The 15,298-nt window shown below is 57.7% G+C and carries 12 protein-coding genes and 2 pseudogenes; 1 reads left to right on the top strand and 13 read right to left on the bottom strand.

Annotation, left to right across the window (positions count from 1 at the left end; genetic code table 11):
• From AC0L3E_RS33400 to AC0L3E_RS33345, 12 genes and pseudogenes are all read right to left on the bottom strand, one after another.
• Window positions 1-89, bottom strand: a pseudogene (locus AC0L3E_RS33400) (TIM barrel protein); the annotation flags it as partial.
• A 69-nt stretch (window positions 90-158) separates the two neighbouring features.
• Window positions 159-797, bottom strand: a complete 639-nt coding sequence (locus tag AC0L3E_RS33395; protein WP_473565011.1) for an FMN-binding negative transcriptional regulator — start codon at window positions 795-797, stop codon at window positions 159-161.
• A 272-nt stretch (window positions 798-1,069) separates the two neighbouring features.
• Window positions 1,070-1,729: a chitooligosaccharide deacetylase NodB gene (gene nodB / locus AC0L3E_RS33390; RefSeq protein ID WP_473602977.1), complete on the bottom strand. Its 660-nt coding sequence runs from the start codon at window positions 1,727-1,729 to the stop codon at window positions 1,070-1,072.
• Between the two features lie 93 nt (window positions 1,730-1,822).
• Window positions 1,823-3,838, bottom strand: coding sequence for a carbamoyltransferase family protein (locus AC0L3E_RS33385; RefSeq protein WP_473606730.1), 2,016 nt, complete (start codon window positions 3,836-3,838; stop codon window positions 1,823-1,825).
• A 278-nt stretch (window positions 3,839-4,116) separates the two neighbouring features.
• Window positions 4,117-4,905, bottom strand: a complete 789-nt coding sequence (locus tag AC0L3E_RS33380) for an ABC transporter permease (RefSeq protein WP_473606729.1) — start codon at window positions 4,903-4,905, stop codon at window positions 4,117-4,119.
• A 3-nt stretch (window positions 4,906-4,908) separates the two neighbouring features.
• On the bottom strand, window positions 4,909-5,931 hold the full coding sequence (gene nodI / locus AC0L3E_RS33375; protein ID WP_473606731.1) for a nodulation factor ABC transporter ATP-binding protein NodI: 1,023 nt from the start codon (window positions 5,929-5,931) through the stop codon (window positions 4,909-4,911).
• 49 nt (window positions 5,932-5,980) lie between these two features.
• Window positions 5,981-7,255: a chitooligosaccharide synthase NodC gene (nodC, locus tag AC0L3E_RS33370; RefSeq protein ID WP_473606727.1), complete on the bottom strand. Its 1,275-nt coding sequence runs from the start codon at window positions 7,253-7,255 to the stop codon at window positions 5,981-5,983.
• A gap of 127 nt (window positions 7,256-7,382) precedes the next feature.
• The gene (locus AC0L3E_RS33365; protein ID WP_473565005.1) at window positions 7,383-7,976 is read right to left on the bottom strand and encodes a NodA family N-acyltransferase; all 594 of its coding nucleotides are present in this window, start codon (window positions 7,974-7,976) and stop codon (window positions 7,383-7,385) included.
• An 849-nt stretch (window positions 7,977-8,825) separates the two neighbouring features.
• The gene (gene nodS, locus AC0L3E_RS33360; protein WP_473606725.1) at window positions 8,826-9,440 is read right to left on the bottom strand and encodes a nodulation methyltransferase NodS; all 615 of its coding nucleotides are present in this window, start codon (window positions 9,438-9,440) and stop codon (window positions 8,826-8,828) included.
• Between the two features lie 940 nt (window positions 9,441-10,380).
• Window positions 10,381-11,334: a GDP-L-fucose synthase family protein gene (locus tag AC0L3E_RS33355; RefSeq protein ID WP_473606723.1), complete on the bottom strand. Its 954-nt coding sequence runs from the start codon at window positions 11,332-11,334 to the stop codon at window positions 10,381-10,383.
• An 87-nt stretch (window positions 11,335-11,421) separates the two neighbouring features.
• Entirely contained in the window at window positions 11,422-12,522 is a 1,101-nt protein-coding gene (gene gmd, locus AC0L3E_RS33350; protein ID WP_473606722.1) for a GDP-mannose 4,6-dehydratase, read from the bottom strand.
• Window positions 12,523-12,661: 139 nt separating this feature from the next.
• Window positions 12,662-13,654, bottom strand: coding sequence for a nodulation protein NodZ (locus tag AC0L3E_RS33345; protein ID WP_473606721.1), 993 nt, complete (start codon window positions 13,652-13,654; stop codon window positions 12,662-12,664).
• Window positions 13,655-14,355: 701 nt separating this feature from the next.
• Between AC0L3E_RS33345 and AC0L3E_RS33340 the strand changes: the two are divergent.
• Window positions 14,356-14,760, top strand: a pseudogene (locus AC0L3E_RS33340) (transposase family protein); the annotation flags it as partial.
• 109 nt (window positions 14,761-14,869) lie between these two features.
• Here the strand turns inward: AC0L3E_RS33340 and AC0L3E_RS33335 are convergent.
• On the bottom strand, window positions 14,870-15,298 hold a 429-nt coding region (locus tag AC0L3E_RS33335), incomplete at its 5' end, for an NAD(P)/FAD-dependent oxidoreductase (RefSeq protein ID WP_473606720.1).

Here is a 15,298-nt window from a genome sequence, read left to right as displayed (position 1 = left end):
TGAAATGTGTCGTGCACGAGGCGGAAGACGGACTGGCCATCAATGGCGGCAATGGCCTTAGCCGCTTCGTTCTTCGAGCAAGTCTGAAACATCGCCTGAGCTAACTCGTAGCCATCCGTCTGCTTCATGCGCCAAGCATCGCCCCGCTTTGTACTCGATCACTGGCGACGCCCGGGCTTTGGGATGAGAGCGGCGATCTCGCGGTCAGATGCCCGCTCGCTCGCCGCAAGGCCCGCAGCCACGCCAGCGCGGTCGGCCGCGTTCCGGTTCTGACTCAGTTTTCGCTTGCTCTCCAGCCTCGTGATCGGCATGCGCAAGCCAACGATTCCGCGGAGTTGCGCCTGTACAAAATCCGGCGGTGCATCCGATACCGCCCAAGGCGAGGCGCGCTCGCCCTCCTGGTGGTCAGTCAGACGTTTCACAACGTCCAGCAGTCTTCCCGCATGCTCGAAGAACTCGACCGGACCATAGGCGTGGACGGCGATGTAATTCCAGGTCGGGACGACCTTCCCGGTTTCCCGTTTGGTCGCATACCATGCCGGCGTCACATAAGCGTCCGGCCCCATGAAGATGGCCAAGCCGTCGCCCATCGGGGGAACATGGCACTGGGGATTAGCCTTCGCGAGGTGGCCGTAGATGACGCCGTGCTCGCCCTCGCTCTCATCAAGCAAGAGCGGCAGTGGCGTTGCAAGCGGCCCTTCCGCGGTGACTGTAACGAAGTTCGCCAGCAGCGCCGCGCGGATCGTCGCGCGCAGGCCCTCCTTGTCGTCGTCGCGGAAAGCGGGAGGGATGTACATCGCGAAAACTCCTTGCGTTACCAACAGATACCGGCAACCTGGCCTGCTGGAAACAGCCAGTCAGAAGTCATCGACATGGTCCAGTTGCTGGATCGGTCGCGCGCCGGATCTCCGGGGGTGTGCGAAGTCGAGGACGCCTGGGTCATTTGCAGCCGAGGTCGGGCGTATCACCCATAACGGCAATGGCGACTAGTTTGCCGGCAGGCGTAAACGGTTCTTCATAAGCGAGATCACGGTACTGGCTGGGAAAGCAGGGCGTAGGATCTCGCGATTCAGTGATGTTCTGGAAGCGAGCGAATTTCATATCCGCATGCATCTAATGCCGGAATCAGATTGGACAGTGCCGTAACCGTTTGGTCGCGCAGACTGGCTTGAGTGCTCCGTCTCGACTCGTCGGGAGGGCAACCGTCGTGCAGGAGCACGATTGCGCCGGGCCGGATCGAGGCGAGCACTGCGTCGACGATCGCGTCGGCGCCGGGACGCGACCAGTCTCTTGGGTCTATCGACCAATGAAGGGCCGCCAGACCGGCGATCTCTGAGGCAGTGAACACTTCTTCGCTCCAGGCGCCGTATGGCGCGCGAACGTAGCGGATCGAGGCCTGCGGGCATGCTACCATGATGGCACGGTTCGCCTCAAATACCTCATGTTGCACTTCGCCCAAGCCGCATTTGGATAGATCCGGATGAGACATCGTGTGGTTGCCTACCTCATGCCCTTCTGCGATCATGCGCTGGATGAGATCCGGGTGCTCTGCGGCGTAGGCACCAATGACGAAGAAAGTCGCTGGCACCTGATTTTGCGCCAGCACATCGAGTATCTGTGGTGTGAAAAATGGATCGGGGCCGTCGTCAAACGTCAGAAAAACGCTCCGACGGCCGGTTCCATCAGCGCATTCACTCCGCACCTCCCTTCTGTCATCAAGATGTTTCATAGAACCCTTGCCTCGGCCTACTGGATCGGAGACAGTCATATGAAGGTGCAGACCGGTGGTTCGGCCCTAATTTCGGTCGTCCAGACTTTGGCATCAGTTTTGGTGGACGCGAGCAGCTTGCGAGGGATGCATCCGAACGTGGCGCTGCTCCCACAATTGGCGCAGCTCTCCTGTAAGAGCCTCGCGCAGGCCCTGATCCAGCGTAATTGTGTCGAGTAGATCCGCGAGCACCGCTTCGCCTTCGATCCGCGTCAGCAGATCGAACAAGTCATGTGAAATACGCGCACAGTCACGGTGATCCGTTCGGATTTCGCAGACGGTCTCGTGGCGATTCCGCGCCGTGTATTCGCGGACTTTATGCAGGGATGCATAAGGCGGCAATGAAACCGCGAGCGCAGTCCAATCCTGCAGCGTTGCGGCCCGTTTTTTGACGAGGTACGGCCCGACCACAAGTCCATCCAGCTCTGTTGTCAGGAACGTGGCAATCGAGTCTGCAACCGAATCTACGATCGGCTCTGCATTGTTGTTAAAGGACGTATTGAGCAGAATTGGGATGCCTGTCCGCTGCTTGAAGGCATTGATGACATCCCAGTAGGCCGGACTGGCCTTGCGCGATACTGTTTGCAGCCGCGCCGTACCGTCGACATGCGTGATGGCGCCGAGCAAATCACGCTTGGAATCGCGCACACGAACTACGAAATTCATGAAGGGAAATTCGCACGCACTGCCCGGGAGGTCGAAAAATACGCGCGCATCCTCCTCCAACACTGATGGGGCGAACGGGCGATATCCTTCCCGCTTCTTGACCATAGCGTTGATCCGGTCCTTGTTTGAAGCGGGCCTGGGGTCGGCAAGAATGCTGCGATTTCCGAGCGCTCGCGGGCCGAACTCCGAACGACCTTGCACCCAGCCGATCACGGCGCCACCGACCATCCACTCGGCTGCCCTATCCGCCACCTCCTCAGTGCGTTCAAACTCCAGGTGCCCCGTCCATGCCTTTAGTTCCTCTTCGACAGCGTGATCGCTCGCGAGTTCCGGCCCCCAATAGACCTCCTGCAATCGCGTACGCGGCGCTGGACGGCCCAGCTCATTAGACACGAGTAGCGCGGCGCCTAATGCGCACCCAGCGTCATGCGATGCGGGCTGCACGAAGATGTCTTCGAAAAGTCCTGAATAGAGCAGCTTGCCGTTCATGGAGCAATTGTGCGCTACTCCGCCGGCCAGGCACAACCGCGTCATCCCGGTGGCATCACGATAATGACGAAGAATGTGAAACACGATGCGTTCGAGCGCTTCCTGTAACGACGCACTCACATCCATATGCTGCTGAGTGAATGGCATTCCCTTTTGCCGAACCTGAATGCTGCGGAGCAAAGTCGGACCGATGCGGTCCAGGTGGACGCGATACTCGCCGTTTGCAGAGAGTTCATAGAATTGCTCGAAAAGCTCGCGATAGGGAACGGGATCGCCGTACGGGGCAAGCCCCATCACCTTATATTCATCGAACAAGCCGTAGCCGAGATACCGGATCGTCTCGAGATAAAATAGCCCGAGAGAATTGTTCTCTGGGAAAGTCGCAAGTTGTGTAATTTCAGTACCGGATCCTACCGCCATAAGGCCCGACAGGAAATCACCCGAGCCGTCAATCGCGAAAATCAGACTTTGCTCGAAGCCCGACATTGCAAAAGCACTCACGGCGTGCGCCTGATGATGACCTACGAATGAGATACGCGAAGCGTCGAGCTCGGTACCGAATTCCTGCGCCAGCAGCTGCTGCATCAACAGTTTGGCATCCAGTGGAATGGCGGCGTCCGGCTGGGAAACAAGCATGTTTTCAAGCATGGCGTTGCTATAGTCTTCGGTAGCGTAGAACGCCACTCGATCGATTTCGCTGAGCTGAACCCCAGCGGCTGAAAGACAGTATTGAACCGAACCAAGCGGCAGCTTGTTGGAGTGTTTGATCCGATTGAGGCGTTCCTCTTCTACCGCCGCGATAACCTGTCCGTCTCGGACGAGCACCGCAGCGCCATCGTGCATGAATGTGTTGGGAATCTGAAATCTGTTTTCATAGACTTTGTCCAATCCGCCGCTCAATCCTAGACACAGCATGTCGCTCTCCATTATCGTACAGGAAGACTAAATTGGCCTGTCTCAAGGCCGTTCGATCAGAAACAGGCTGCGTGGTCGTTCGCGCCACGAAGGCCAGCCAACACCACCGGCCTCAAAGAAATTCTCATACGTCGGCCCGGACCAAGAGAGATCCTCTGCTCGAGGCACCAGGCGTACCATAGCGTTGTGGGACTGAATCGACGCCAGCCAAGCCCTTCGTGGCACATGCTGGCGACGTCGTTTTATTTGCGTCCATAGCGCATGTTTATCTCCTTCTCTCAGCGCATCAGTCGGCGGCGCAACAGCGCCATCGAGAGGAAGAATGGCAACACCGCGTAGAGGCCGAGCACCCCGATGTGCAGGGCGATGCCGCCGATCGGGCGATCAAGCATGACCGGACGAATGAGGTCGATCGCATGTGCCAGCGGCATGCATCGCGCTATCTGCTGAAAGGTGTCAGGCAGCTGATTCAATGGGAAAACGGCGCCCGACAGGAACAGCATGGGTGTAAGGATAAGCGTCTGGTAAAATACGAAGTACTCGTAGCTGGGCGAAAGTGCGGTGACGACCATCGCGAGGCTGGCAAATACGAACCCTGTCAGAACAATGAATGGCAGCGCATAGAGGACGGACGGCCAGGCTGTATAGCCCAACGCTGCGGTGACAATGGTAATTGCCATACCGGATAGGAAGGCCTTGCTGGCTGCCCACGCCAGTTCACCCAGAACGATATCGCCGAGGGTAACGTGCGTATACAGCATGGCTTCCCATGTGCGTTGAGAATGCATGCGAGCGAAAGCCGCGTACAGTGTTTCGAGGGTAGAGGCGGTCATCGCACCGACCCCGACCATGCCGGCCGCCAAAAAGGCGATGTACGGCGCACCGTCGACGCGGCCGACCATTATGCCGAGGCCGGTACCGAGGCCGAAAAGGTAGATCATTGGATCGGCGAGGTTACCGAGAATCGCTACGAATGCGACTTTCTTCCATGCCAGATAGTTGCGGCGCCACACCGCAACCCAGTTCCATGCATTGGCGGGCAGCACCGCCGCAAGACCTTCAATCATCGTTCACTCCTCCATCTCGCGCCCGGTCAGCCGCAAGAAAACATCCTCGAGATTGGCTGGACGCAGAAGAAGGCGCAGACTTGGTCGCCCTTGGAGTTGCGTGCGCACCTGATCGGGGTCTGGCCCATAGCAGTAGAGCGTTTCGCCGCTGACCTCGATGCGCTGAGAATGGGGCTTGACCAGCGAATGCAACTCGTGCGGATCGCCGCCGTAAATCTCCATGACCTGGCATCCGATATGCTCGTCGATCAGAGCCTGCGGGCGGCCTTCGGCGATGTAGCGACCCCTTTCGAGCACGCACAGCCGATCGCATAATCGCTCAGCCTCTTCCATAAAATGCGTGGTCAGGATAATCGTCTTGCCGCGCGCCAACAGGGCGCGCAGCCGCTCCCAGATCAGGTGGCGCGCATGCGGGTCGAGGCCGGTGGTCGGCTCGTCCATCACGATGAGCTGGGGGTCGTTCATCAACGCCCGCGCCATCGTCAGGCATCGCTTCATGCCGCCGGACAATTCCGAGACGCGCGCATCCGCCTTGCGCTCGAGGCGAGCAAACTCAAGAAGCGACGGGATGACCGCTTCGCTCTGGCGTGTGCTCATGCCGAAGTAGCGGCCGAACACCAGCAGGTTCTCGCGTACGGTGAATTCCTGGTCAAGATTGTCGAATTGCGGGACCACGCCGATGCCCCTACGTGCCAGCCGAGCGCGCGCCGGCACCGGGACGCCGAGCACCGTGATGGTGCCCGCGTCAGGGCATGTCATGCCTAGGAGCATACGCGCAATCGTGCTTTTGCCCGCCCCGTTTGGCCCCAGGAGGCCGAAACACTCTCCCGACGCAACGGTGAACGACAGGTCGTCGACAACGACCTTGTTCCCATAGGACTTGGTTACGCCAGCGAAATCGACTGCCACGGTCGACAAAGAGCCAGGCACGGATCTCTTCGCGCTTGTTTGCCCGTGAGATTCCCGTTCGATCGCAGGAGTCTCGATCTGCCGCAGATCCTCTGGGTCCAACTTCAGGTTCAACACTTGCTGTTTCTGGTCCTGGCTCAAAACTCTTCCACCTGCGATCACGTGACTATTGCTGTTCGCTGTAAGCTGCGTCAGATCCAACCAAGTTGGGCTTTGGAATGGCGCCGCCGGTGTCTGGCACAGTGGCCTCAGGGCTTCGCGACAACCAATCGCTATTGCTCAATGTACACAGCGCGTATGCTTTCAATGGGAGCAAGAGAAAGATGTTGATGAGTGTGTGGAGCGAGAAACCGAGAAATCGAAGTTGGCGCGAACGAAACGCTGCCACGCTGCAACGAACTATAGTCATGACCGCAATCGTCAGGCATGCCGTCCAAGGCACAGTACCTGTGGTAACGAACTGCGCGATCCCCGCCAGGAGCGACAAAGAGAGCAATAGTGGGCCAAGGTTCTGCCCAATCACGTCCAATGTGAGATAGATATTAAGACCGCGCAGCAGTTGGAGCGCCAGCAACGTGTCACGGAACGTGCTCCGGGCCCAGCGAAGCTGTTGGCGCAGATAGGGACCCATGCTGTTGGGAACGACTGTTGCTGCGACGGCCTCCGGGACATACTCTGTTCGAAACCCTGCTTTCAACATCAGGATCGTAAGGTGGCGGTCCTCACCGAAGTCGCTCGGCTTCCCTCGAAAGCGCTGCGTCTCATATTGATCCAGCAGCGAAACAAGCGCGGTTCGCCGGTACATGGCACACGGACCGCAGCAACACATGACGGCACCGAACCGAGCCTGCGCTGCCCGCTCTTCGTTGCAGGCGAGCCAGTATTCCATGTCAATCAACCGCGTCAGCCAAGTTTCATCGCGATTGCTAGCCGCCAACTGGCCCATGGCTGCGCCGATCGCTTGATCTTGCATCTTCTGCGCAAGCCTTGTGACGACGTCCGGCGCGAGTATCGTGTCCGAATCGACATTGAGCACCAAATCTCCGCACGAGCGGCGAACCGCCACGATCTGTGCCTTGCGCTTTCCGACATTCTTTGGGAGCGCAATGAAGTTGAACCTTGGATCGCGAGCGTATTCCTCGTGTACACCTGCGAGCGCATCGCGGTTTCCGGAACCGTCATCAACAACATAGACCTGCAGTTTTCCGGCGTAGTCCTGACCTGCAATGGAAGCCAGGCAGTCCGAGAGGGTGCGAGGGGCCTCGTTGTAGCACGGGATAATGACATCGACGCTCGGCCAAGACTCACAGCCGGCCGGTTCGCCCGAGGTCGGCGATACGTTTGCAGGCAGGGTGTAGAACACCTGCGCGGTTTTATAGATGCTCGACAGCAGCGCATAAGAGCAGATGGCAATAGTACTGGCTGGGGCAAACAGGTTCATGAGACGTCAGATTCTTCAGTGAATTTGAGGAAGCGAGCGGATGGTAGATCCGCGATCAATGCTGGAATCAGATCGATCAATGCCATGAGGGGCGGGTCGCGCTGACTGATACCATTGCGGGTGTTCTTCATAGCTCTGGACCGTTCCGATCGATCAAAGTGCCGGCCGGCCACTCGCTCATTGAGCATCCAATTGGGAGCACAATGACGAGTACGTCGTCGTCGACTCGCGTGGGAGGCAGATCGGGGTACACGTCCGGGAGAGTTGAGCGCACGCGAACGCCCGACAAAATGTTCGCCAAGCCTTTGCGGCAGAACCTCCCAACATGGTTCCGGAGCGCGGGCCGAACCGAGCCGAAAGCGAATGGAACGCCAAGCTGCTGTAGCACTGGATGCATCACGCTGATCGAATGGGCGATTCCTAGCCCCTCAAGATCCGGACGCACCCCGTATAGACCGAGTTCAGCGACAAGCAGATCAGCGTCGCCAACTTTGATGTATCGGCGCAGCAGGCCTAGGTGAGCCGCTACCCCGTGCACATCATAGCCGATTGCGCGGACCTCCGGTCTTGCACCGGCCCAACTTCGACCGCCTGCGAATTGCTTTCCATTAAAGGCTCCGGTAGGCTCATAGGTCTTCCGGAAGAACTCAGAGAGTTCGAGGTGATCGGAAAGCTGCAACTCATTTTCCCAGCACAACCTCCACTGCACGTCAGAGCGCATGCGAAGACTTCCTTTTTTTCGGGTTCTTTTGTGCACCCCACGCGGTAAAGCAACGGCGGTGCGTGTCATGTGGGGTCTATGAACCACCCCCCCAGATTGGTAAAATTGATTGTTTAGATCCCGAGCATCCACGCAATGGATGACAAAACCATGCGTTTCAAAGGCCTTGATCTGAACCTTCTGGTCGTGCTCGATTGGCCCGACAAACGACGACACCGAGGCAGCTGTCGGTTACACAACCTGCCTCAAGAGCGGCCGTCAGAGCGTGGCTGCGCCTCGTGCCGAAGCAGCGATTAAGTGGAAGATGGATCCGACTGTTAGGCGTTAGCAAACGCGGCGCGCGTTGACACACGCCGATGATTAATGCGATCGCGCAGCTTTTGACAGCGCCGGCGGCAAACAGGCTCCGCGAAGCCTCTGGCTCGACAAGTTGCGGCAAAGGCGGCATCCCGATGGCGCGGCGGTAGCGCTCCCCAACAAGGGTCGTCTGTTCGATGCTCTGGAGTGCTGCCTGGCAACCGGTACTGACGGTGAAGGCGGGCGGACGGACCTGGAGAGCGAGAAGGAGGGCGCACCTGCCTTGCAGCAAAATGGGAAAGGTGGGAAATGGTCATCCCGTCACTTCCGAACCTGCTGTGTGGACCGGAAAGGCTTCGGACAACGTCTGGGGGCCGTTGAGTTGGAGGGCGGGTGAAAACCCGTTGAGGCTCGCGGCGCTGAACATCGAGCCGCATGAAGAAGCCGGATATCTAAGCAGTTGTGACCATCACCGGATCCAGCTAATTTGTTGATCGGCGCCCTTGATACAGAGGCGCGGTGACTCCAAGTCAACCTCGACAATTCGTCTGATCAGGAAGCGGAAATCGGCTTTCGGAAGCGGGCCAGCAGGCAGTCTTCATTGATGGACGCGCCCCGGCACTCGATGCGCTTCATCTCGGTCAACGATTCGTTCAGCATGGCGATAGTGGTCTCTGCACCAGCAGCGTGCCCCCAACGTTGGCAACTGTTGTCGCGTGCCGACCCGAAAATCAGGTGCCCGCCTGGCGCAAGCAGGCCGACCAAGTTGCGGACTGCTGCGCGGATCTGAACGAGATCTCCGACGTAGTAAAGAACCTCCGCCACGACAATCAGGTCGAACGGCTCATCACTCGAAAACTGTTGAACATCGGAGATTATCCAGCTGATGTGCGACGCCTCTTTCATGCGCAAACGTGCTCGCGTAATCGCTGGCTCCACGACATCGATCACAGTGAGTCGCTTGCAATGGGGGGCTAGCCGCTCCGAAAAGGCGCCGGCAGCGCACCCGACTTCAAGCGCATTTGCGACAGGACCTTGCGCAAGCGACAAGCTGAGAATTTGCGTATGGCGCTCCCGCTCGAACGGATTGCCATCGAGCCGCCATGGATCGTCTGCGGCCATTTCTCGATTCAGCAGTTCATGATCGATCTTGTAGGTCAAATTCACACCTCGCTAAAGCAGCATCACCGGCGCTGCAAAATGCCGTCAGACGTCGGCAGGGTCGGGACCAAAGCACGCTAATTCTGAAGTTCCGGCACCAATTTCCACTGCCTTCGGATCGTTGCCTTCTGCACTCCAATGGGCATTGGTGATGGTGCTCAGGCTTTTTCGTCGGGCGTCCCCGCAGGCCGAGGCACCCCCTCTAATAGGAGCGGCAGGATTGGCAAATTGATTGTTCGGATGACAACCATCCACGCCCTAAACACATCGAACGCGGAATTGGGCGTGGCTGGGTCGGCGCAACCGCGGTCGTCTGGTCCATGAAACAGCCATACACCGGTGCTACCGAGCACAAGACGCCGCACGCAGATGGGCGTGGCCTGCGATGCGTTTGTCGGCTTCGCGGAGCGAGCTGGATTCCTGAAAGAGGCGGAAATGCCGCGGATCGCTGCTTCCAATTCGGGCGGTGGACAGGTTTAGGTTCGTTCGTCCGCCCACCTCGCGTGCCGGCTGCGCCGTATGCGCTGACCATGGCGGAGAACGACAAGCGTGCAACCATCGAACCGGCTGCGCGCTGCGAGGGTCGAAAATCGCGGCTACGCCGGCACGCTGATGAGGACACAGGGAGACTGGGGTTCACCACCTCAGCATGGCCGCAACCCAGGACGGACAACGGGAAGATTTTGGCCGAGGCGCAGGCTTGAGTTAAGGGCGCTCACGCACAGCCGTTCAGTGCGGCCCGTATACGCCCTTACCGGCGGCTTGGCCACGCTTCTGGGGTGATGCTTTGCATCGCCGGTCGCAGTGAGGTCCGGTTGGCAACGTTAGCACAGGCCAATATCGCGGCCGCCCTGGCTATGTATGCGTCCCTCTCTTCTGTTTGGACCTGGCTGAACAAGCTTGCACCGGTCGGACATGCAGTCCAACCAGGATGCGCGCATCCACATCAAGCCTTATGAACGCGGAGGAAATCCTCATACATCGCTTGCAACCCGGCACCAAGAGAGGTTTTGGCTTTCCAGCCAAGGTTACGCAAGCGCGTTATGTCCAGTAGCTTGCGCGGAGTACCGTCTGGCTTCGTCGTGTCGAATACCAAATTGCCCCCCCAGCCGACTGTCGCCTTAACCAGTTCCGCTACCTCGCGAATCGTGACGTCCTCGCCAACACCAACATTAATCAGGGGCGCTGTGTCGGGGGCTGTTAAGGCGTCAAAGTCCGAATCTGCCAAGCCAATCAGGAATGCAATGGCATCGCCTACATCCGACGAATACATAAACTCTCGCCGAGGCTTTCCAGATCCCCAGACCTCTACCGAGGCGTCTCCGTTCAATTTAGCCTGGTGAAAACGGCGTATCAGAGCAGGCAGAACGTGGCAATTTCCGGGGTCATAATTATCGCCGGGACCATATAAGCTGGTCGGCATCAACGTGAGATAGCGCGTCTGGTACTGCCGGTTAAAAGACCAGCATGATTCGACTCCTGCGATTTTTGCCAAAGCGTAGGGACGATTCGTCGCTTCAAGCGGACCGGTGAGAAGGTATTCCTCACGTATCGGCTGCGGGCAGTCGCGTGGATAGATACACGAAGAGCCAAGAAAAATCATCCGCTCGACGCCGGAAGCGTAAGCGGCATCAAAAACACTAAGTTGAATCGCCAGGTTGTCATGAAGGAAATCGACGGGGGAGCTAGCGTTCGCCAGTATACCACCAACCTTTGCGGCGCACATAACGACGTAATCAGGCCTCCGCGACATGAAGAACCTGCGCGTCTCGCTCCGGTCAAATAGATCCAGTTCTTCGCGAGTACGTGTTATTATCTCATAGCATCCTAGCGCCTCGAGGGCTCTCATAGTGGCGGATCCAACAAGGCCGCGATGGCCTGCCACATAGACTTTCTTCATCTTTTGTTTTCCATTGATATTGCTCTGGGCGTTCCTTAATAAGTCCACCATGGCACTTAACAACAAGCCTGCATGGCGCGGATGTTGTCAGCATAACTCTTGTGGACAGTGTGAATAATAACCTTGCTTCATCAGCACTGCGTCACGCTCTGCCATGCGCAAATCTTCCCGAACCATCTCCCTAACCAATTCGATGAAGGAGATTTTGGGCTCCCACCCAAGTTTTTCTTTGGCCTTGCGGGCGTCGCCGAGAAGTGTCTCGACTTCTGTAGGACGAAAATAACGGGGATCTACCTTTACGATCAAAGCTCCCGTCTTTGCATCGTACCCCTCTTCGTCGACCCCTTCGCCTACCCAACGAACACCAATGCCGAGTTCAGCGGCCGCGACGGTGACAAATTCGCGCACCGAATGTTGCTCACCGCTAGCGATCACAAAGTCTTCAGCTTGCTCTTGCTGAAGCATCAACCACTGCATCTGGACGTAGTCTCGGGCGTGCCCCCAATCCCGACGCGCATTAAGGTTGCCCAAGAATAAAGTTGGCTGCACTCCAAGCTTAATTCGAGCCAAGGCACGCGTTATTTTTCGCGTTACAAAGGTTTCTCCGCGCGCAGGTGACTCATGATTAAATAAAATTCCGTTACATGCGTACAAATTGTAAGCTTCTCGGTAATTTACGGTCATCCAATGAGCATACAATTTGGCAACAGCGTAGGGTGATCGGGGGTAGAATGGTGTCGTCTCGGTCTGTGGCGTTTCCCGCACCAGTCCGTAGAGCTCAGACGTCGAGGCTTGGTAGTAGCGCGTATGCTCGACGAGCCCCAGGATCCGAATTGCCTCGAGGATACGCAGCGCACCCAACGCGTCCGAGTTCGCGGTGTATTCTGGTTGTTCAAAGGAGACTGCAACGTGGCTCTGAGCTGCCAGATTGTAAATTTCGTCCGGCTGAACCAGTTGGATGACGCGCGTAAGGCTGGACGAGTCTGTCAAGTCCCCGTGGTGAAGTGTAAGATCAACGCCACTTTCATGAGGATCATGATAGAGATGATCTATACGGCCTGTATTAAAAAGAGACGACCGTCTCTTTATTCCATGCACAGAATAGCCCTTTTCCAAAAGCAATTCTGCGAGATAGGAACCGTCTTGCCCCGTGACCCCGGTGATTAAAGCGACTTTTCTCTTTGACAAGCTTGAATCCTTTGATTTTGGCGCGCCCGTGCAAATGCTCGCCTGCGGCGGCATTGCGTGGCGAGAAAGGGGCGCATTGGGCAGGGCGAGCGGAGCCTCTGCGAAGGCTAGAGAGAGTTCGAGCGGGCAGCCAACCCTTTCATGGAGCTGAGGAACGTTCGAAGGAGTTATCAATCGAGATCAAATGAGGCGGGTCATTCAAATCGAATTCGATGATCCGCGGCACAAAGAGGCGGGCATAGCGGGAGAAGGCGCTAGTCGGAGGAAAGCGAATTACAGTGTCGCATCTACCGAGGAGATACATCTCAACGAGAGCGGAAAAGCCCCCGTCGGTGCCGCCCAGTGCTGCACTGTGCAAGGGGCCGGCCTGATCCGCTTGGAAGTGTTTTGGGACGGTGAAGAGTTCGGGAAACATGCCCGACAAGTGATCAACAACCCGGGCGCTGTCTGTACACAAGAACACCCTTACAGGCCTTGCATGCGGTTGCGCTTTGGCCATACGAATGGCAGTGCATACCTGCTCTAAGGCAACCTTTGGATCAGCCCAGTAAGGGGCATGATCCATAATATTCTCGCCGTTGCCGTGACGGACATGGACTCCAATTATGCTGTACCCGTCAAAGTGTTCCTGGTAGAGCGCTTCAATCCGATCCTCAATTTCGGGCCTCGGCGTGATGCTCTGAAATATCGTTCGCTCGGCTTGCTCATCGCAACGCCACATCAAGCAAGCATCACACACTACTGTGTTGGCTTCACAATCATCTTGGAGCTGGAAAAGCTCGTTAAGCTCGTCACGTTCTTGGAAAATCTGTTCATCCGGACGGTACACGCAGTCGATGGAGGGCCTGTTCCACCACGACGGGAAGAAGGGACCGGGGAATGAGACGTGGTTGATCTCGTCATCGCAAATGACCCGTACACCACCGATCTCTTCAATTGGCTTGAAAAAAGCCGGAAAGGCATTCGCAAACGGGTTGTCGAGGTAACAAGAGCCGCGCCAATCTATTGCTAAAGCCCGTCCCGTCCGATGTGCGTAGTCCCATGCCGACGCGAGAGACCACAGGCAATCACCGAGACCCTCGCGCCGTCGCGAAACAACGAACCGATCCATCCTTGAGCCATCAACAAGCATCTAAATTGCCTCTTTCCAAAACACCACAACCCTCAGCTTTGCTGCTGCCTTTGAGGCAAGCGCCTGCGCAATTCCGGGAGCTTGTCGTTCTGCGCCAATGCGATGTAGCTTGCGTCCATCGCGGAAGTGCCTGGCCGCGATGGACGCGCGCCCTGGGCCGGTCTTCGGCGCAGACCAGAAAATGATCTTCGGAGCCAACGCAAACATCAACCACTTTCCCTCAGGGTTACATCCTTGAATTGTTTCTATGCAACGTGCCGTAACATCGGTAAAATCGTCTGTTTTGATGAAACGCATCCACGCCATGGATGGGTGGTGACATAGGTTCCAAGGGCGTTGACCTGAATCCTCTCGTTGTGCTCGACCGACTGCTAACCCGGCGTCAGCCGGGCATTAGCGCGCCTGCAACGACGGTCCCGATGATCTCCTTCGTTGCAGGCGGGCAAGAGGATTGAATTTCGACTTTTGTCGCAAGACACTTCGTCTGTAGTGCACGGCTCTACTGAAAGCGGATATTTGCCGAGCGGTTTATGGAGGGGGGTTGTCGCGGAGAGATCTCGCCGGACCGTTCACCAGTTGGGCTGGCGCTCGGCGGCAGGCCGGCGGCGTGCATTGCCAGGTGGCTCGCCGCAGCATAATCGGCTAGTCTGGTGTGTTCGATCCGAGGTTTGATGGTTCATCATTGTCGTCCGACTAAAAGGATGCACCGATGGGCCGGGCATGGCCACAAGACAGAGGCGATCCGTCGAGCAATACAACACAGTGAAGCGAGCCTGAGGTCGCCCTCGATCCGCTATGGCATCAACCCAAGACCGAGCAATGGAGAAGCGGGTTCGACAGCCGATCTGCCCACCGGCCCAGGGAGCGAGATCGACGGTCTCGTCTGCCGAGGAGAGGACCGTTCTTGTGGCCTTCCGCCGCAACACGCTGCTGCCGCTCGCGCGTTCAGCCGGCGATCCCGCATTTGACGCGCTCTTCATTGCACCGATGTCGGCAGCGCAAGCATCGTGCGATTGCCAGATGCCGACGTCGACAGGCCGGCGAAGAAGAGGTTCAAGGCCTTTCCGATCGGCTTCTTCCACATTGATATAGCGAAGGTCCGTACGACCGGGGCAAGCTAAACATAAGGCTTTGTACCGCGGCACCGCCTGTCGCTATTATTGGCGCCGCTCTGTCCCGCCGGCACCAAAGGAGACCGTCGCGCCGCAGTTGTTGTTAGATCACATTCAATTCCCTAAACGCCCGACCTTCGGCAACCCGGCCATAGCCGAACGCCGAGCAATCCACCGTCCGATAGCCGCCATGCATGATCAACTCGGCCAGCGCCTTGCCCACCGCCGGCCCCTGCTGCAGGCCGTGGCCGGAGAATCCATTAGCAAACAGGAAGTTACCCAGTTCGGGATGCGGACCGATCACCGCGTTCTGGTCGAGCGTGTTGTAGTCGTAATGGCCGGCCCAGGCGCGGGTGGGCTTGATCGCCTCGAAGGCGGGAATGCGGGTCGCCAGCACCGGCCAGATCACCTCTTCGAACAGCGGCCAGTTTACCTCGAAGTCACCGGGATCGGGTGCGCGGTCGCCTTCCTCCGGTTCGGCGCCGCCGGTGAGGTAGACCGAGCCTTCCGGACGGACATAGATGCCGGAGGG

The organism is Mesorhizobium sp. WSM4822, from assembly GCF_055811155.1.
Note: the sequence above shows the minus strand (reverse complement) of the source record. Positions and strands in the feature narration are given on the sequence as shown.